Below are 18,575 nucleotides of genomic sequence, written 5' to 3' on the forward strand. Positions count from 1 at the left end.
GCTCCGCGGCTCAGAACCCGTACGAGAGAAACCCGCCATCCACCGCCAGCACCTGGCCGGTGACGTAGCCGGCGGCCGGCAGGCACAGGAAGGCGATCGCGGCGGCGACCTCCTCGGGCTCGCCGATGCGTCGCAGCGGCGTGCGGTCGAGTACCTCGTCCAGGTAATCCGGGTCGGCCAGCGCGGGCTCCGAGCGCTGGGTGCGGATGTACCAGGGTGCGACCGCGTTGACGCGGATGCCGTCCACCGCCCACTCCGCCGCCAGGTTGCGGGTGAGCTGGTGCAGCGCCGCCTTGCTCATGCCGTAGGGCGAGCCGGTGCGCACATGGGTGACCGCCGAGACCGAGCCGACGTTGACGATCGCCGCATTGGCGTGCTGGACCAGGTGCGGATGGGCCAGCCGGCACATCGCAAAGGCGGAAAACAGGTTCTGCTCGAAGATCGCGTGGCAGGCCTCGTCGCTGTAATCGAGGGTGGCAGCGCTCTGGTTGCCGCCGGCATTGTTGACCAGCAGCGACAGCGGCACGCCCAGGTCGGCAATCCAGTCGAACACCGCCAAGCGCTCCTCTGCCTCGGCCAGGTCGGCGCCACAGGCGAGCACCTGCACTGCGGGGAAGTCCTCGGCCAGCTCGACGCGTACCTGCTCCAGGCAGTCTTCGTCGCGGGCCACCAGCAGCAGGTCGGCGCCGAGGCCGGCCAGTTCGCGCGCCGTGGCCAGGCCGATGCCCTTGCTCGCGCCGGTCACCAGGGCGGTATGCCCGCGCAGTTGCCACGCGTCCGCGCGGTTATACGGGAGGCTGTTCATGACGCCAGCTTAGCAACGTGTCCGTGCTCGCGCGCGGCTGCCGGCAACAGCTTGCCTGCCGCGTCGCGCGGCGGGACACTCGCAGCGTCATCTCGCCGAGAACCGCTCAATGAAGCCGCTGCCGATCCTGCTTTGCGTGCTGGCCCTGGCCGCCTGTTCGAACAAGCCGCCCGAGCCGGAGGCCAAGCCCGCCGCTGCCGCCAGCACGCCCTTCGATGCGCTGAAGGCGGACGAGCAGCGGGCGAAGGACGTGCAGAAACTGGTCGACAAGCACGCCGAGGAGCAGCGCAAGCAGATCGAGGCGCAACAGCAGTAACGCCCGCGCCTCAGCGCGGACTGCACAAGCAGTCGGCGTAGATGTTCGGCGTACCGGCCCTGGCGTGGCGCAGAAGCTCAAGCTCCGGCGCCAGCTCGGGCAATTGCGCGAACCAGCGCGGCAGGCGCACGCCCCACGATTGCAACACGCGCGTGGCGGCCTCGTGGTTGAGGTTGACCAGGAAGCGCTCGAAACCGCCCAGCGGGGCCTCCTCGTAGCGCACCGGATAATCCTTGCCGAGCTTGGCCAGCGTCGCGGCCTCGATCACGGCGTCGCGCAGCCCGCCGAGCCGGTCGACGAGGCCGCGCTCGAGTGCCTGACGGCCGGTCCACACGCGGCCCTGCGCGATCGCGTCGATGGCCTGGTACGTCTTGCCGCGAGCCGCGGCGACCTTGCCGACGAAATCGCGGTAGCCCTTGTCGATGACGGCCTGGATCACCGTGCCGACCTTCGGATCGAGCGGGCGGGTGATGTCGAAGGCTCCGGCCATCGGGCCGGTTGCGACGCCGTCGCTGTGGATGCCGAGCTTGGCCAGCGTGCCGGGCACCGTGTAATACATGCCGAAGATGCCGATCGAGCCGGTGATGGTGTTCGGCTCGGCCAGGATGCGATTGGCGTTCATCGAGATCCAGTAGCCGCCGCTGGCCGCCACGTTGCCCATCGACACCACCACCGGGATGCCGGCCGCGCGGGTCTGCGCCACTTCGCGGCGAATTTCCTCGGCGGCGTAGACCTCGCCGCCGGGCGAATTCACGCGCAGCACCAATGCCTTGGTGCGGTGGTCCTCGCGCGCGGCGCGGATCAGCGCGGCGGTGGACTCGCCGCCGATCGTGCCCGGCGCGCGCTTGCCGCCGACGATCTCGCCTTCGGCCACCACGACCGTCACGCCGGGCGCGAGCAGCTTGCCCTCGCGCGGCAGGTGGTCGACGTAGCGCGCCAGATCGACCTGGCGGAAGCCCCGCTGCTTCTCCCCGGCCGGCACGCCTTGCCCGCGCAGCATCGCGATCAGCTCGGCGCGGGTGGCGGTGCCATCGATCAGATGCTGGTCCAGCGCCAGTTTGGCCAGATCGCCCTGGGTGCTGGCGATGTGCTGCGGCAGGTTGTCGACGTCGTCGCGCAGCGCGGCCGGGTCGATCTTGCGCAGGCCGGCCACCTCGTCGAGGTAGCCGTCCCACAAGCCGTCCATCCAGTAGCTGTCGGCCTGCTTCGCCTCGGCCGAGGCGTGGTCGAGGATGTACGGTTCGGCCGCGCTCTTGAACTCGCCGACGCGGAACAGGTGCACGTCGACGCCGAGCTTGTCGAGCAGATCCTTGTAGAACAGGCGGTAGTTGGCCAGCCCGGTGAGCATCACGCCGCCCTGCGGGTCGAGCAGCACCCGGTCGGCGTGGGCAGCGAGGTAATACTGGCCCTGGTCGAGATTGACGCCCCAGGCGATCACCGGCTTGCCGGCGGCACGGAAACGGTCCAGCGCCGCGCCCACCTCGCGCAACGCCGCGAAGCCGCTGCTGTCCAGATCGCCTGGCAAGAGCAGGATGCGGCTGATCCGCGCATCCTTCGCCGCGGCGTCGATCGCGCCGACCAGATCGCGCAGTTGCACCTGACTGACGTCTTCGCCGGAGAGCCGCGACATCGCCCGCTGCAGCGGCGCGGCGCTGTATTGCTCGACCAGTTGCCCCTGCGGCTTGAGCACCAGCACGCTGCCCGGCAGTACGCCATGCTCGTCGGCGGCGGTGACGGCCACCACCAGAATGAGCACGATCGCCAGGAACGCGAAGAACACCACGTTGATGATGATCAGCCGCACCACGTTGAGACCGTGCCCCAGTTGCTGCAGCGCGCTGCGGCGGCGGGACGGGGGCGGCAGGGGTGGAGTCATGGAAAGGGTCCCGGGGATCAGGCGTCAAGCGTAACCGGTCGGGCCACGGCGGTCATGGCAGCCGCCCGCCAGCGCTGCTTCCACGCGCTGCGCCAGAACCGCACGAACAGCATCACCGCCGCCACCGACAGGCCCGCGATCAGGCCGACCCACATGCCGCGCGCGCCCATGCCGTGGTGGAAGGCCAGCCACCAGCCCACCGGCATGCCTACCACCCAGTACGAGAACAAGGTGATCGCCATCGGCACGCGGGTGTCCTTCAACCCGCGCAGCGCGCCGTTGGCGGCGACCTGGACGCCATCGGAGAACTGGAACAGTCCGGCCAGCATGATCAGCTGCGCGGCCAGCGCGATCACCCGGTTGTCGTGCGTATACAGCGACGCGATGAAGTGCGGCAGGCTCAGCATCAGCGCCGCCGACAGCAGTTGCGTCCCGAGCGTCAGGCCGATGCCGCAGAAGCCGGCGTAGCGCACCCCCTGCTCGTCGCCGCGACCCACCGCGTTGCCCACCCGCACGGTGATTGCCATCGCCAGGCCCAGCGGGATCATGAAGAACAGCGAGGCAATGTTGATGGCCACCTGGTGGCTGGCGATCACGTCCTCGCCCAGGGTGGCGATGATCAGCGCGGTGGCCACGAACAATCCGGCCTCAGCCAGCAGCGTCACCGCCATCGGTGCCCCGATATGCACCAGTTGGCCGATCCGGTGCAGGTCCGGCCACTCGAAACGCTCGAACAGGCCCAGCCCGCGGTAGTTGCGCCGGAAGATCACGTAGATGCCGAACGCCAGCAACTCCAGCCACAGCACGATCGCGGTGGCCACGCCGCAGCCGTGCGCGCCCTGCGGCGGGATGCCCAGCTTGCCGAACATCAATACATAGCCCAGCGGCACCAGCAGCACCAGCCCGCCGAGGCTGAAGTACATCGACGGCCGCGTCATCGACAGGCCTTCGGACAGGCCGCGCAAGGCGAAATAGCAAGTCAGCGCCGGCGCGCCCCAGCTGATCGCCAGCAGGAAGCGCTGCACGTCGTGGCGCAGGCTCGCCGTCACCCCGATCAGCTCGATCAGCGGCTCCGCATGGCGCACCGCGAACCACAGCAGCGCGCCCATGCCCAGCGCCAGCCACAGCGCCTGGTGGAACACCGCGCCGACCTCATGGCGCCGACCGGCACCGTCCAGCTGCGCCACCGACGGCGGCACCGCCATCATCATGCCGATGCCGCAGACGATCGCCAGCGACCAGATGCTGGCGCCCACCGCCACCGCGCCCAGCACGTGCGCGCTGACGTGGCCGGCCAGCACCGCGTCGATCACGTTGCTGCCGACCGCCGCCAGCTGCGCGGCGATCAGCGGCAGCGCCAGGCGCACGGTGGCGCGCACCTCATGCCGCAGGCGCGCACGCTCGGGACGAAACGGATTCATGACACGATCTGACTCCAGGGCCGCGCATTTTACCCGAGCCATCGGTCATGGGTACGACGCGGCCCGCCTGTGCGAAGATCGGCGGCGCCGTTGCCCGGGGACCCCGATGCCGCAAGCCCTCACCTTGCCCACCGAAAGCCACTGTGCCAATTGCGGCGCCGTGCTGCAGGGCGAGTTCTGCCACGCCTGCGGACAATCGGTACGCAGCGTGCTGCGGCCGGTGCACGGCATGCTGGAGGACACACTCGACCTGGTGGCCAACTGGGACGGCCGCGTGGTGCACACCTTGCCGCCGCTCCTGCTGCGGCCGGGCTTCCTCACCCTGGAGTACTTCGCCGGCCGCCGCGTGCGCTACCTGGCGCCGTTCCGCACCATGTTCCTGTTGTGCCTGGCCGCATTCTTCCTGCTGCCGATGGCGCTGGACACCGGCGGCGCCGCGGACACGCCGATGAAGGTGACCGTGGCCGGCGCGAGCTTCCAGGATGCGAAAACCCCGGCCGAGGTGGATCGCCTGCTGAAGAAGCAGCTCAAGCAGTTCGCGCCGACCGAGCAGATCCCGGTGGTCGGTTCGCTGGCCGCGCAGCAACTGGACAAGGCGCGCCTGCAACTGACCCGCGAGGCGATGCAGCGGCGCATCGAGCTGGGCGACACCACCGCGGTGGTGCCGCAGACGGTTGCCGACCTGCCCGCGCTGCCTGCCCCGCGCGCGCCCTCCGAAGCGGCCCGGCACAATCCGCTGGACATGGCCTGGGACGCGCAGAAATACCCGGTCCACGTGAGCTGGCTGCCCGATTTCCTCAACACGCGGATGAACCGGTCGTTGCAGCGCATGCACGACAACCTCGCCGCCATGCGCGGTCCGGGCGATCATTCGGCGGTCAAGGCACGCCTGCTGGGCCAGGTGCTCGCCGCCCTGCCGGGGACGATGTTCTTCATGCTGCCGGCGTTCGCCCTGCTGCTGAAGGTGATGTACCTGTTCCGCCGCCGCCTGTACGTCGAGCATCTCATCGTGGCCCTGCACAGCCACGCCTTCCTGTTCCTGTGCCTGCTGCTGGGGGTGCTGTTCCAGTTGCTGGCGGTGGCGCTGGAGCCACACGCGCCCTGGCTTTCCACGCCGCTGGGCTGGCTGATCAACGCACTCTGGATCTGGGCGCCGATCTACCTGCTGGTGATGCAGAAGCGCGTCTACCGGCAGGGCTGGCCGATGACGGTGCTGAAGTATCTGGTGGTCGGCTGGTGCTACTGCTGGCTGTTGGCGTTTGCCATCCTCGGCGCCGCCGCGATGGGCTTGGCGGAATGAGCGCCCGGGGAGGTTTTGCACAGCACCGCAACGCCCGGCAAGGATGTGACGGGCATTTGTCGATTCTGTGAACGGTGACCGAACCCGTTTTGCAAGTCGTTGAATAAAATCCGGTTTTATTCATGACGAAAAGCTCGCCAAGCCGTCACGGAAGGCGCCACGACGGGCTTCGCGGGCTGCGCTCCCCGCCGCATCCACAGAGTTATCCACAGCGATTGTGGATAAGCATGAAAACACCGTAGCCATAGCGACTTACCCGGAACTTCTCGACCTTCGGCCAGCAAGTGCACGCAACTCGACGGGTCGCTGCGGGTGCCGGCGGGGCGGGCCGAAAAGCACCCTCGGTTACACTGGCGGACGCCATCGAGGTCCCCATGCCGACCGTTCTTCGCGTCGCCCTGCCGCTGCCGCTGCCCACCCTGTTCGACTACCTGCCGCCCGCCGGGGATGTACCGCGCCCGGGCAGCCGGGTGCTGGTGCCGTTCGGCCGCGACAAGCTGGTCGGCGTGGTGGTGGAGAGCGGTGTCGAATCGACGCTGGACGGCCCCCGGCTCAAACCGGTGCTGCGGGCGCTGGACGACGACCCCCTGCTCGACGCCGAACTGCTGCAGACGCTGGCCTGGGCCACCGACTACTGGCTGGGCGCGCCGGGCGAGGTCTGCACCAATGCGCTGCCGCTGGCGCTGCGCGAAGCCCGGCCGCTGCCGGCAATCGGCGAGGAATACTGGGCGCTCACCGCGACCGGCCGCGAAGCGCTCGCGGCCGGCAGTCGCCGTGGCGGCAGCCGCGCCCTGCTGGCTCTGCTGGCTGACGGCGCGCTCGGCGCGCAGGAGCTCAACGAGCGCCAGAGCGGCTGGCGCGAGGCCGCCCGGCGCCTCGCCGCTGCCAACCTGGTCGAGCGCCGCGACCGACCGCCGACCGAACCGCGTGCCCCCCCATCGACGGCTCCCGTCCTCAGCGACGAGCAGCAGCAAGCGGTGGCCGCCGTCGGGGCCAGCCTCGGCCAGTACCAGCCGTTCCTGCTCGATGGCGTCACCGGCAGCGGCAAGACCGAGGTCTACCTGGCGCTGATCGAGCAGGTGCTGGCGCAAGGCCGCCAGGCGCTGCTGCTGGTGCCGGAGATCGGCCTGGCGCCGCAGACCGTGCGCCGCCTGCGCGAGCGGCTGGGCGTGGCGGTGGAGGTGCTGCACTCCAATCTCGCCGAAGGCGACCGCGCGCGCGCCTGGCTGCGTGCCCGTGCCGGCACCGCGCGGGTGATCCTGGGCACGCGTTCGGCAATCTTCACGCCGCTGCCGCAGGCCGGCCTGATCATCGTCGACGAGGAGCACGACGCCTCCTACAAACAGCAGGAAGGCTTTCGCTACCACGCCCGCGACCTGGCCGTGGTGCGCGCCCGCGCGCTGGGCGTCCCGGTGCTGCTGGGCTCGGGCACGCCGTCACTGGAGTCGTTGGCCAACGCCGAGGCCGGCCGCTACCGCCAGCTGCACCTGCGCGCGCGCCCCGGCGCGGTGCGGGCGCCGCAGGTGCAGATCATCGACATCCGCGCCCAGCGGCTGCAGCACGGCTTGTCGCCGGCGCTGCTGAGTGCGGTGGCCGAGACGATCGCGCGCGGCGAGCAGGCGCTGGTATTCCGCAACCGCCGCGGCTATGCGCCGGTGCTGCTGTGCCACGCTTGCGGCTGGCACGCCGAATGCCCGAGCTGCCAGCGCCCGCTGACCCTGCACGCGGGGCGGCGCCAGCTGATCTGCCATCACTGCGACCGCCGCCAGCGCATGCCCACGGCGTGCCCGGCCTGCGGCGCCGTTGAACTGACCGCCCAGGGCCACGGCACCGAACGACTGGAAGAAGCGCTGCTGGCGCACTTCCCCGGAGTGCCGGTGCTGCGCGTGGATCGCGAAACCACCCGGCGCAAGGATGCCCTCGAGACGATGCTGGCGACGCTGGACGACGCCCAGCCGGCGATCCTGGTCGGCACCCAGATGCTGGCCAAGGGCCACGACCTGCCCAACCTCACCCTGGTCGCGATCGTCGGCGTGGACGAGGGCCTGCACAGCGTGGATTTCCGCGCCGAGGAACGGCTGGCGCAACTGGTGGTGCAGGTCGCCGGCCGCGCCGGCCGCGCGCGCAAGCCCGGGCAGGTGCTGCTGCAGACGCACCAGCCCGACCACCCGCTGCTGCGCAACCTGCTCGCCCACGGCTACGCGGCCACGGCGCGCGAGCTGCTGGCCGAGCGCCGGCTGACCGGGCTGCCACCCTTCAGCCACCAGGTGCTGCTGCGTGCCGAGGCGACCGCGCGCGAGGCGGTCGATGCGTTCCTTGCCGCCGCCCATGCCGCGCTGCCCGCCGGCGCGGCGCTGCAGATCGCGGGCCCGATGCCGGCGCCGATGGCGCTGCGCGCCGGGCGCCAGCGCGGCCAGTTGCTGATCGAATCGGCCAGCCGCGCGGGCTTGCGCAACGTGTTGCGGCCGTGGCAACTGGCGCTGGGCGCACTGCCGACCGCACGCAAGGTGCGCTGGTCGCTGGACGTCGACCCGATCGATTTGTACTGACGCGCTAGCGGGCCGTGTCGGGTTTCGAGGCGCCCGGCTTCACCAGCCAGCGCACCGCCACCACGCCCAGCTCGTAGAGCAGGCACATCGGCACCGCCAGCATGATCATCGAGGTGATGTCCGGCGGGGTAATGAAGGCGGCGACGGCGAACGCGCCCACGATGGCGTAGCGGCGACTGGCGCGCAGCTTGTCCACGTCCACGATGCCCACCGCGGCGAGCACCACCACCGCCACCGGCACCTCAAAGCACAGCCCGAACGCGAAGAACATCAGCGTCACGAAGTCGAGGTAGTGGGTGATGTCGGTCATCATCTCCACGCCCTGCGGGGTGATCGCAGTGAGGAAGCGGAACGCCGCTGGTAGCACCAAGAAGTATGCGAACGCGCAGCCAAGGTAGAACAGCACCAGCGCCGCGGCCAGCAACGGCCGGGCCAGGCGCTTCTCGTTCTTGTACAGGCCGGGGCTGACGAACGCCCAAAGCTGGTACAGGATCATCGGCATGCTGATGAACAACGCCGCGTAGAACGCCAGTTTCAGCGGGGTGACGAACGGGCTGGCGACCTCGGTGGCGATCAGGTGTGCGCCCGCGGGCAGGCGCGTCACCAGCGGCGCGGCCAGCTCGGTGTACAGCCGGTTGGCGAACGGCACCAACGCCAGCAGCACCAGCAAGACGGTGGCGCTGGCCTTGAGCAGGCGCGAACGCAACTCCAGCAGGTGCGAGAAAAGTCCCTGCTGCAGGTCGTCCTGCTCCGGCTCCGGCGCGCGCGGTTCAGCTGTCGCCATGGGCCATCCGGCGGGTCGGTGCCGCGGTCTGGTTCGCGGCCGGTTCACCCAGCGGCAACTCGGTCTGCGGGTTGGGCTCGGCGGGTTCCTCCGCGGAAACTGCGGCCGGAGTCGGCGCGGTCAGTGACTCGCCGGCCGCAGTGACTTCATCGACGGCTCGCGCCAGCGGCTCGCGCATCCGATCCACGCCGTCGCGGACTTCCTGCTGCGCGGCTTCTGCCTGTGCCGCCGCCTCGCGTGCGGCGCGCCTGATCTCCTCGACCTGCAGCTCGCGCTCCACCTCGGCGCGCACGTTGTCCCAGCCGCTGCGCATGCGGCGCAGCAGGGCGCCGGCGGTGCGCGCGGCGCCCGGCAGTTTTTCCGGGCCGAGCACGATCAGCGCGATGAGCGCGAGCAGTACCAGCTTGCCGAAGCTGATCTCGATCATCGCCGCAACCCGCCCGCCGCCCGCGGCTTACTTCGGGTCGCTGGAGTCGCGCTGGCCTTGCGTCGCCCGGTCGGCGGAGCCGGCCGGCGGATCGGCGCGCAGCCGCTCGGCATCTTCCTTGCGCCGGGCTTCTTCCTCGTCGCCGTTCAGTCCCTTCTTGAAATCGCGCATGGCATTGCCGAGGTCGGAGCCGATGTTGCGCAGCTTGCCGGTGCCGAAGATCACCACCACCACGACCAGCAGGATTACGAGATGCCAGATGCTCATGTGTTACCTCGAAAACGGACGGCCGGAAACCATCGCGACGCGCGCGCCGGCCTTCCGCATCATTGCGAAGTGTACTCCTCGAGCTGGTCGCGGAACTTCACGACCGGCGCAGGAACGTTGCTGACGCCGCCTTCGAAAATGCGGCGCGGCGTGATGCCCGTGCCATACACGGCGGCATTCGCATCATAGTCGATGCGCAGCGCCGCGCCATCCAGTGCGACACCGGCGAACAGGCCGCGGCTGCGCGAGTAGGAGTAGATCTCCGCCTTCAGTTGCGCATCGGTCGAGGCGTGCGCGGTGCGTCCGACCGGGCCGGCGGCGGCAGCGGCATCGGCGCCCAGGGTGAACTTGCCGTTCACGATCGAATCGACGCCCTTCTGAGTGCGGAACACCAGCACCACGTCGGTGGACGACACGCCGGCCTGGAAACCCACGCTGCCGCCGGTCATGGTGATGAAGCTGGGGTTGGACCAGGTGCCGTCCGCGGCCTTGACCGAGACCAGGCCTTCGCCGCGGCGGCCGCCGAAGACGAAACCGACCTTGAGCATGCCGGGAATCACCGCGATCGCCCTGGCGTCGCGCAGCAGGTCGCGCGGAATCGCCTTGTCGGGCGCCTGCATGATTTCGTTGAGCACCGTCACCGCATTGGTCGCGCGCACCAGCGGCGGGTCCTCAGCGTGCGCCGCGGTCAGCGGCAGCAGCAGGGCAAGGCCGATCAGCAACACGTGGGGCAGCATGGTCTTGGACATGGGAGCTCCATAGGCTTGAGATGATTTCGTCGGGCGTCGGCTGCCGGCGTGCTTGTGGCAGACTGCGGTTTGTGGCCGGTACGACCGCGCCGCTTCACGACTGTCACGATGCCCTTGCCCGATCACTATACCGGCGTTGCCGGCCATTCCCACGAGGCCGCACCGGCCACCGTTCAGGCTGGCGTGCTGCTGGTCAACCTGGGCACGCCGACCGCGCCGACCGCCGCCGCCGTGCGCCCCTACCTGGCCGAGTTCCTCGGTGACCGCCGGGTGATCGATTACCCGCGCTGGCGGTGGTGGCCGATCCTGCACGGGGTGATCCTGCGCGTGCGGCCGAAACGTTCCGCGCACGCCTATGCGCGGATCTGGGACGAACGCGGCTCACCCTTGCGCTACCTCAGCGAGGCGCTGGCCGCGGCGCTGCAGGCCGAGTTCGATCGCCGGCAACCCGGCACGCTGCGGGTGGCACTGGCGATGCGCTATGGCGAGCCGTCGGTGATACGCGCCGCCGAACAGCTGCAGCGCGAGGGCGTGCGCCGGCTGCTGGTGCTGCCGCTGTACCCGCAATACTCGGCGACCTCCACCGGTTCCGTCATCGACGCCGTCGCCGACGCGCTCAAGACGCTGCGCTGGCCGCCGGAGCTGCGCCTGGTCAACGATTACCACGACGACGACGGCCACATCGAAGCGCTGGCCACCAGCATCGAACGCTGGTGGGCGGCCAACGGCCGCGGCGAGAAACTGCTGCTGTCGTTCCACGGCATTCCCGAGCGCTACGTGCGGCTCGGCGATCCCTACGCGGAACAATGCCGGCGCACCGCGCAACTGCTGCGCGAACGGTTGCAGCTGGGCGAAGCGGACATGGTCGTCAGTTTCCAGTCGCGAGTGGGGCGCGAGCGCTGGCTGCAGCCGTACACCGACGCCACCGTGCGCCGGCTCGCTGCCGCCGGCGTGCGCAGGCTCGACGTGGCCTGCCCCGGCTTCGCGGTGGACTGCCTGGAGACGCTGGAGGAGATCGCGATGCAGAACCGCGACTTCTTCACCGAAGCCGGCGGCGAGACGCTGCGCTACATCCCCGCACTGAACGACAGCGCCGAACAGGTGGCCGGCCTCGCCGCGCTGATACACCGACACCTCGGTGGCTGGCCGGAAGGCGGCGCATGACCGAACCGGTCGAGCGGCGCATCGCGCTGCCCGCGTCGACGCTGGCAGCGCAAGTCTGGGGCGAGGCCACGTTGCCACCGCTGCTGGCCCTGCACGGCTGGCTCGACAACGCCGGAAGCTTCGCGCGCCTGGCGCCGCGATTGGCCGCGCACTGGCGGGTGATCGCGCTGGACCTGCCGGGCCATGGCCATTCCGGCCATCTCCCCGCCGGCGCCAGCTACCACTACGTCGACCACGTGCAGGCGGTGCTGTCAGCCGTCGACGCGCTGCAGCTGGATCGCTACGCGTTGCTCGGCCACTCGCTGGGTGCCGGCATCGCCAGCCTGGTCGCTGCGGCGCGGCCCGAGCGGATCGAGCGCCTGCTGCTGATCGAAGGCCTCGGCCCGCTCGGCGACGACGGTTCGCACACGCTGCAGCGCTTCCATGACGCGCTGGCGCCACGCGAGAGCAACGGCAAGCCGCTGCGGGTGTTCCGCGACGTCGCCCAGGCGATCAGCGCACGCAGCATCGCCAGTGGCCTGCCCACCGAACAGGCACGACCGATCGTCGAACGCGGCTTGCTCGAAACCGACGGCGGCTGGCGCTGGCGCAGCGACCCGCGGCTGACCCGTTCCAGCGCCGTGCGGATGGCTGAGGCGCAAGTGCACGCGCTGCTGCGCGGCATCACCGCACCCACCGCGCTGTTGCTGGCGCAGCCGACGACGCCTTACCTGCCCGACGCGATGATGCAGACCCGCGCCGCTTGCGTGGCGCACATCGCAGTCAGTCACATGGACGGCGGCCACCACCTGCACCTCGAACACCCGCAAGCCGTCACCGACTGGATCAAAAACTCGTCACCGCTGCCGTAGGGCGGGCAATGCCCGCCGCACTGCATGACGACACAAGGCAGGAGCAGAAGCCGGCGGGCAGTGCCCGCCCTACCGCGTCCGAGACTCGTCAGAGCTTCTTCAGGCCCAGCACGTCCAACCCCTGCTCGAAGCGGATGTCGACCGGGATGTGTGCCTGATCCAGCCGCTTCAGGTCGCCGGCCAGTTCGGCGTCGACCGCGCCCATCTGCTCGGTGAGCTGCTTCGCCGCGGCGTAGTCGCCGTCGCCCTGGATGGTCAGCAGCTTGGCCGACAGCGCGTTCATCGCCGCGGTCATCTTGTCGAAGTCGACGCGGTAGCGGCCAGTGTTCTCGTCACGGCTGAACGCGCCCTGCTGCTTGAAGAAGTTGAAGCGCACCATGTTCGCCTTGGCATGCGCATCGCTGGCGCCGAAGCGCACCGAGCGCAGGATGCCGGCGAGGAAGGTGACGTAGTTGTCCATCAGCTTCGACTTGTCCAGCTCGCCCTTGTCGGCCAGCTTGCTGACCATGTACAGGCCGAGGATGTCGGCCTTGCCTTCCTCGAAGCTGGAGGCCTGGTCCTTCAGCGCCTTGCGCACGGTGCCCTTGCCGTCCAGCGTGTTCTTGATGCCCAGGCCGTGCGCCACTTCGTGGAACATGGTGTTCTGGAAGAATGCGTCGAAGGTGAGGTTCTTCTGCTGATCCTCGGCGATCAGCTCATGGGCGATCGGCAGCATGATCTTGTCGAACTTCGCCTGCATCACGTTTTCCAGCTGCAGCCGGCGCGTGCCTTTCTTCAGCTGCACCTGCTCGTCGTTGGGCAGGTTGATCGCGATGGTCTTGGCGCCGACGTTGGCGTCGCCGCCGTAGTAGATCGCGAAGTAGGCGTTGAGGTCGGCGTCGGAGCCGGGCTTCTCGGCCTTGTACTTGTCGGCCACCGGCAAGCCGCGCTGCAGTTCGGGCAGGTATTTGGCGAAGCGCGCGAGCTTCGCGCTCCACGCCTGGTCCTTGATCAGCACGTAGGATTCGTAGCTGGCCTTGTAGCCGTAGAGCTGGTCCTCGTAGGTCTCGATCGGACCGATCACGATGTCGACCGGGTTGCTCTTCATGTCCATCCAGGCGAAGTCGCTGGGCTGGTAGTCGTCGCTCAGCAGCGCGTCGGCGCGCATCGTCAGGTACTTGCGGAAGCCGGCGTCCTTTGCCAGTTTCGCGGCTTCGCGCAGCAGGCCGGCAGTCTTTTCCAGTTCGGCCTTGTACGCCTCGTGGTAGGGCACGGTGAGCAGCTGGCCCTGCGCGTCGCGGCGCAACAGGGTGTACAGCGCGGTCTTGTCCTTGAGCGGCGACTGCTCGAACTGCTCCTTCGTCATGTCGGCCGGGTAGAACTGCGCGCCGGCCGGGCGCGGGCCGATGCCGTCGACGAAGGGCTTGTCGTTGTCCAGCCGGTCCCACGGGCCGTAGTTGATCTCGGCGAATTCGCGCACCGCCGGGTCGCCGATCTTCGCCAGCAGAGCGTCACGGTCGCCCCAGCTCTGCTTCCAGTACAGCGCGTTCATGCTGTCGGCGGCCTCCACCAGCAGGGCGATCATCTGCTTCCGCCCGGCATCGAACGCCGACAGGTCCGCCGTGAGTTTCACCGTGGCGTAGTCGGACAGATGCCGCTGCACCTGTGCCGCCGTCTCGACGGCGGCGGGCGCGACCACGGAGGTCGTCGGCGCGGGCGCCAGCTCTTCCTTCGACACCGGCTGCGCGGCGTCGGGATGGGAGGAGCAGGCGGACAGCGCGAGCAGCAGGCAGGCGGGAAGCAGGCGTCGCAGCATGATCGTGTCCTGGCGAGAGAATGTTGCATGGTATCGCTCCGGCGGCACGGGGATACCTGACCGGTTGCACATGCGGCCGCGGCAGGCGTGGGTTATCGTCGCCTTCCCCTCGCTTCGCCACGTCCATGGACCAGCCGTCGATGCCTGTCGCTCCGCGCCATCGCGCCGCGCTGGCCTTCATCTACGTCACCGTGCTGCTCGACATGCTGGCGTTCGGCATCATCATCCCGGTGCTGCCGCACCTGATCGAGCAGCTGGCCGGCGGCGGCATCGCCCGGGCAGCGTGGTGGGTGGGCATCTTCAGCACGGTGTTCGCGATCGTGCAGTTCGTGTTCTCGCCGGTGCAGGGCGCGCTGTCGGACCGTTTCGGGCGGCGGCCGGTGATCCTGGTTTCCAACCTCGGCCTGGCCGTGGATTTCGTGATCCTGGCGCTGGCGCCCACGCTGTGGCTGCTGTTCGCCGCGCGCGTGCTGCTGGGCATGACGGCGGCCAGCTTCAGCACCGCCAACGCGTACATCGCGGACATCGTGCCGAAGGAGAAGCGCGCCGCCGCGTTCGGCATCCTCGGCAGCGCGTTCGGACTGGGCTTCATCATCGGCCCGGGGCTGGGCGGTTTCCTGGGCGGCATCGCGCTGCGGCTGCCGTTCTGGGTGGCGGCCGGGCTGGCGCTGTGCAACTTCCTGTACGGCTGCTTCATCCTGCCCGAGTCGCTGCCGGCCGAACGCCGCACCGCGCGCATCGAGCTGCACAGCGCGCATCCGTTCGGCTCGCTGAAGCTGCTGCGCCGCCAGCGGCAGGTGTTCCACCTGGCCATCGTGCTGTTCTTGGTCTACCTCGCCCACTACGTGCTGCAGACGGTGTTCGTGCTGTACGCGGATTACCGCTACCACTGGGGCCCGCAGGCGGTGGGCTACGTGCTGATGCTGGTCGGCGCCTGCGACGGCTTCGTGCAGGCGGTGCTCACCGGCAAGCTGGCGCCGCGCTTCGGCGAACGCCGCGTGCTGCTGGCCGGCATGCTGTTCGGCGTGGGCGCGTTCCTGGTGATGGGCGTGGCCGATGTCGGCTGGGCCTTCCTGTTCGGCATCCCCCTGCTGGCCCTGTGGGGCCTGGCGATGCCGCCGATCCAGTCCCTGATGACGCAGCAGGTCGATCCCTCCGAGCAGGGTCGACTGCAGGGCGCGATCGGCAGCCTGGGCAGTTTCGCGGGCATCTTCGGGCCGTACCTGTTCGCCCAGGTGTTTGCGCTGTCGATCGCGCCGGGCTCGCCGCTGCACCTGCCCGGCGCCGCCTTCGTGCTGTCGGCGGGCCTGATGCTGGCGGGCCTGGTGATCGCCGCGCGGGCCACCCGGCGCCTGCCGCAACCCGCCGCCCACATCACGGCCGAACCGCTGCCCGGCGACGCGCCGGCACTGTCCGCCATCCATCCGGCAACACCCACCCATCCGCCGCAGGCGGTTCACCCGCAGGAAGAAAAACCATGACACTTTCCATGTACCAGGCCTCCGTCCCCGTCTTTGTCCGCGCGTTGGGCAACCTCAACCATGTGCTGCAGAAGGGCGAGCAACACGCCAAGTCGAAGAACGTCAGCGACGAGGTGCTGCTGCAGGTGCGGCTGATCCCGGACATGCTGCCGCTGATCAAGCAGATCCAGATCGCCTGCGACATGGCCACGCGCGGCGCAGCACGCCTCGCCGGCGTCGAACCGAAGTCCTTCGAGGACAACGAGACCACCCTGCCCCAGGCCTACGACCGCATCGCGCGCGCAATCGATTACGTCAAGAGCTTCAGCGCCGAACAGATCGACGGCAGCGAGACCCGCACCATCGTGATGAAGACACGCGCCGGCGAAGTCACGCTCGAGGGTCAGGCGTACCTGTTCGGCTTCACCATCCCCAACCTGTTCTTCCACTGCACCACCGCCTACAACATCCTGCGCGAAGCGGGCACCGACATCGGCAAGAAAGACTTCATCGGCGAAGCCTGAGCGGGCGAACTCCGTCCTGCGGGAGCGAGTCCGGGCGGAGGCCGGACTCGCCACCGCAAGCAGTCGCCCCAGCCGCTCCACTCGTTGAAACCACGGCGATCAGCCGCGACTGGCGGCGCATGTCCCAAACTGTGACGCACACCACCTTTGCCTGCCCGCTGCTGGCGCGTCCCCTGCTTGCTGTCACTCGTCCCCACGGTTCTTCCCCTTCGAGTGACTTTCCATGAACAGGATTTTTGAATGCATCATCGCCGGCGGCCCGCAACACGGCCAACTGTGCCGCGCGCCCTGGGATGAGCAGCGTGCCACGCCCCCCGCCATCATCGCGGAGGATGGCGAGGTTTGCGTCGCCGCGGCACGCAAGCACACGGACCCGGCGCACACGCGCTTCATCCTGCTGCACCCGCGGGCAACCGGTGAGCAGTTCCTGACCCTGCTGGCGGCCTGAGTGACCCGCAGCGTCAGTTTCCGCTCGCCGGCCGCCTTGTCGGCCGCACGCAAGGCGTCGACAATGGCCGGCCCATCGAAGGCGCCGGGAATCGCGCGCGCCATCGGCGCACCGGACCCCACGCATGCTGCGACTCACCGACCTCAAGCTGCCGCTCGACCACGGCGAGGCCGCGCTTGCCGCTGCCATCGCCAGGCGGCTTGAGCTCGAACCCGGCGAGCTGACCGGCTACACCATCGCCCGCCGCGGCTACGACGCGCGCAAGCGTGGCGCGATCACGCTGATCTACGCGTTGGACATCGACACCCCGCGCGAAGCCGAACTGCTGCAACGCTTCGCCGACGACGCGCACGTGCGGCCCACGCCGGACACCCGCTACCACTTCGTGGCCGAGGCACCGCCGCGGTTCGAACACCGCCCGCTGGTGATCGGCTTCGGCCCCTGCGGCCTGTTCGCCGGCCTGATCCTGGCGCAGATGGGTTTCCGCCCGATCATCCTCGACCGCGGCAAGGAAGTGCGCGAGCGCACGAAGGACACCTGGGACCTGTGGCGCAAGCGCAACCTGCATCCGGAGTCGAACGTGCAGTTCGGCGAGGGCGGCGCCGGCACCTTTTCCGACGGCAAGCTGTACAGCCAGATCCGCGACCCGCAACACCACGGCCGCAAGGTGCTCACCGAGTTCGTCAAGGCCGGCGCGCCGGAGGAGATCCTCTACGTCAGCAAGCCGCACATCGGCACGTTCCGGCTGGTGACGATGGTGGAGCACATGCGCGCCACGATCGAGTCGCTGGGCGGCGAGATCCGCTTCAGCCAGCGCGTGGACGATCTGCTGCTCGAACCGCGCGCGGACGGCCGGCAGCAGATCCGCGGCGTCACCCTGGCCAGCGGCGAGCAGTTGCGATCCGATCACGTGGTGCTGGCACTCGGCCACAGCGCGCGCGATACGTTCGAGATGCTGCACGCGCGCGGCGTATACGTGGAGGCCAAGCCGTTCTCGATCGGCTTCCGCATCGAGCACCCGCAGTCGGTGATCGACCGCGCCCGCTTCGGGCCGCAGGCCGGCCATCCGATCCTCGGCGCGGCCGACTACAAGCTGGTACATCACGGCAAGGGAAATCAGGGTGGACGCGGCCGCTCGGTGTACAGCTTCTGCATGTGCCCCGGCGGCACCGTGGTGGCCGCCACCAGCGAGCCGGGCCGCGTGGTCACCAACGGCATGAGCCAGTACTCGCGCAACGAGCGCAACGCGAACGCGGCGGTGGTGGTCGGCATCGAGCCGTCCGACTTCGCGCCGTACGGTGAAGGCCCGCTCGCCGGCATCGCGCTGCAGCGTGCACTGGAAAGCCACGCCTTCACCCTCGGCGGCGAGAACTACAACGCGCCCGCGCAGCTGGTCGGCGACTTCCTCGCCGGTCGCGCATCACGCGAATGGGGCGACGTGCAGCCCTCCTACAAGCCCGGCGTCACCCTGGGCAGCCTCGACAGCGCGCTGCCCGACTACGCCATCGCCGCGATCCGCGAAGCGCTGCCCGCGTTCGAGCGCCAGATCCGCGGCTACGCGATGCACGACGCGATCCTCACCGGCGTGGAAACGCGCACCTCCTCGCCCGTCCGCATCACGCGCGACGACAGCCTGCAGAGCCTCAACGTCCGCGGCCTGTATCCCGCCGGCGAAGGCGCCGGCTACGCCGGCGGCATCCTTTCCGCCGCTGTGGACGGCATCAAGGTGGCCGAGGCGCTGGCACTGGACATGGCGAAAAGCCGGGTTCGCGCAGACGATTGATTGTGCCGCGCCCCGGCCGCATCTTGGGTCGGGTCCGCAGCGCCGCTGCCTCCCCC

General features: G+C 69.4%; 17 protein-coding genes. 9 read left to right on the top strand and 8 right to left on the bottom strand.

Annotated features, from left to right (window positions below):
• Positions 1-10: 10 nt before the first annotated feature.
• Positions 11-805: an SDR family oxidoreductase gene (locus tag ACVCMC_RS12170; protein WP_447097464.1), complete on the bottom strand. Its 795-nt coding sequence runs from the start codon at positions 803-805 to the stop codon at positions 11-13.
• A 109-nt stretch (positions 806-914) separates the two neighbouring features.
• Here ACVCMC_RS12170 and ACVCMC_RS12175 point away from each other — a divergent pair, with 109 nt between their 5' ends.
• Positions 915-1,121: a hypothetical protein gene (locus ACVCMC_RS12175; RefSeq protein ID WP_395121077.1), complete on the top strand. Its 207-nt coding sequence runs from the start codon at positions 915-917 to the stop codon at positions 1,119-1,121.
• 10 nt (positions 1,122-1,131) lie between these two features.
• On the opposite strand, the gene sppA is transcribed toward ACVCMC_RS12175, so the two are convergent.
• Positions 1,132-2,997 (bottom strand): signal peptide peptidase SppA, encoded by a 1,866-nt coding sequence (gene sppA, locus ACVCMC_RS12180; RefSeq protein WP_447097465.1) that lies wholly within the window; start codon positions 2,995-2,997, stop codon positions 1,132-1,134.
• 17 nt (positions 2,998-3,014) lie between these two features.
• A complete protein-coding gene (locus ACVCMC_RS12185; RefSeq protein WP_395121075.1) occupies positions 3,015-4,418 on the bottom strand; it encodes an MATE family efflux transporter in 1,404 nt (467 codons plus the stop codon).
• A gap of 106 nt (positions 4,419-4,524) precedes the next feature.
• Here ACVCMC_RS12185 and ACVCMC_RS12190 point away from each other — a divergent pair, with 106 nt between their 5' ends.
• Both ACVCMC_RS12190 and ACVCMC_RS12195 read left to right on the top strand, forming a co-directional pair.
• Positions 4,525-5,718, top strand: a complete 1,194-nt coding sequence (locus tag ACVCMC_RS12190) for a DUF3667 domain-containing protein (RefSeq protein ID WP_447097466.1) — start codon at positions 4,525-4,527, stop codon at positions 5,716-5,718.
• A 374-nt stretch (positions 5,719-6,092) separates the two neighbouring features.
• On the top strand, positions 6,093-8,267 hold the full coding sequence (locus tag ACVCMC_RS12195) for a primosomal protein N' (protein ID WP_447097467.1): 2,175 nt from the start codon (positions 6,093-6,095) through the stop codon (positions 8,265-8,267).
• Between the two features lie 4 nt (positions 8,268-8,271).
• Here the strand turns inward: ACVCMC_RS12195 and tatC are convergent, their stop codons facing one another.
• Genes tatC through ACVCMC_RS12215 form a run of 4 tightly spaced genes read right to left on the bottom strand, consistent with a single transcriptional unit; the run spans position 8,272 to position 10,494 of the window.
• Positions 8,272-9,051, bottom strand: a complete 780-nt coding sequence (gene tatC, locus ACVCMC_RS12200; RefSeq protein ID WP_447097468.1) for a twin-arginine translocase subunit TatC — start codon at positions 9,049-9,051, stop codon at positions 8,272-8,274.
• Positions 9,038-9,478 carry a Sec-independent protein translocase protein TatB gene (tatB, locus tag ACVCMC_RS12205; RefSeq protein WP_447097469.1) on the bottom strand — a complete coding sequence of 147 codons (441 nt, stop codon included), beginning with the start codon at positions 9,476-9,478 and terminating at the stop codon, positions 9,038-9,040. The genes tatC and tatB overlap by 14 nt, the downstream gene beginning before the upstream one ends.
• A 27-nt stretch (positions 9,479-9,505) precedes the next feature.
• The gene (tatA, locus tag ACVCMC_RS12210; RefSeq protein ID WP_447097470.1) at positions 9,506-9,745 is read right to left on the bottom strand and encodes a twin-arginine translocase TatA/TatE family subunit; all 240 of its coding nucleotides are present in this window, start codon (positions 9,743-9,745) and stop codon (positions 9,506-9,508) included.
• A gap of 59 nt (positions 9,746-9,804) precedes the next feature.
• Positions 9,805-10,494, bottom strand: a complete 690-nt coding sequence (locus tag ACVCMC_RS12215) for a lipid-binding SYLF domain-containing protein (protein WP_447097471.1) — start codon at positions 10,492-10,494, stop codon at positions 9,805-9,807.
• A gap of 108 nt (positions 10,495-10,602) precedes the next feature.
• On the opposite strand from ACVCMC_RS12215, the gene hemH reads away from it, so the two are divergent.
• Both hemH and ACVCMC_RS12225 read left to right on the top strand, forming a co-directional pair.
• The gene (hemH, locus tag ACVCMC_RS12220) at positions 10,603-11,658 is read left to right on the top strand and encodes a ferrochelatase (RefSeq protein WP_447097472.1); all 1,056 of its coding nucleotides are present in this window, start codon (positions 10,603-10,605) and stop codon (positions 11,656-11,658) included.
• A complete protein-coding gene (locus ACVCMC_RS12225) occupies positions 11,655-12,509 on the top strand; it encodes an alpha/beta fold hydrolase (protein WP_447097473.1) in 855 nt (284 codons plus the stop codon). Before hemH ends, ACVCMC_RS12225 begins: the two co-directional genes overlap by 4 nt.
• A gap of 88 nt (positions 12,510-12,597) precedes the next feature.
• Here the strand turns inward: ACVCMC_RS12225 and ACVCMC_RS12230 are convergent, their stop codons facing one another.
• Positions 12,598-14,304 carry a dipeptidyl-peptidase 3 family protein gene (locus ACVCMC_RS12230; protein WP_447097474.1) on the bottom strand — a complete coding sequence of 569 codons (1,707 nt, stop codon included), beginning with the start codon at positions 14,302-14,304 and terminating at the stop codon, positions 12,598-12,600.
• A 125-nt stretch (positions 14,305-14,429) separates the two neighbouring features.
• On the opposite strand from ACVCMC_RS12230, the gene ACVCMC_RS12235 reads away from it, so the two are divergent.
• From ACVCMC_RS12235 to ACVCMC_RS12250, 4 genes are all read left to right on the top strand, one after another.
• Positions 14,430-15,785, top strand: a complete 1,356-nt coding sequence (locus ACVCMC_RS12235; protein ID WP_447097475.1) for a TCR/Tet family MFS transporter — start codon at positions 14,430-14,432, stop codon at positions 15,783-15,785.
• Positions 15,782-16,288, top strand: coding sequence for a DUF1993 domain-containing protein (locus tag ACVCMC_RS12240; protein WP_447097476.1), 507 nt, complete (start codon positions 15,782-15,784; stop codon positions 16,286-16,288). Before ACVCMC_RS12235 ends, ACVCMC_RS12240 begins: the two co-directional genes overlap by 4 nt.
• Positions 16,289-16,511: 223 nt before the next feature.
• Positions 16,512-16,736 (top strand): hypothetical protein, encoded by a 225-nt coding sequence (locus tag ACVCMC_RS12245; RefSeq protein ID WP_395121063.1) that lies wholly within the window; start codon positions 16,512-16,514, stop codon positions 16,734-16,736.
• A gap of 124 nt (positions 16,737-16,860) precedes the next feature.
• Positions 16,861-18,519 (top strand): NAD(P)/FAD-dependent oxidoreductase, encoded by a 1,659-nt coding sequence (locus ACVCMC_RS12250; RefSeq protein WP_447097477.1) that lies wholly within the window; start codon positions 16,861-16,863, stop codon positions 18,517-18,519.
• Positions 18,520-18,575 lie beyond the last annotated feature (56 nt).

The sequence above is a fragment of the Rhodanobacter sp. UC4452_H20 genome, assembly GCF_052978205.1.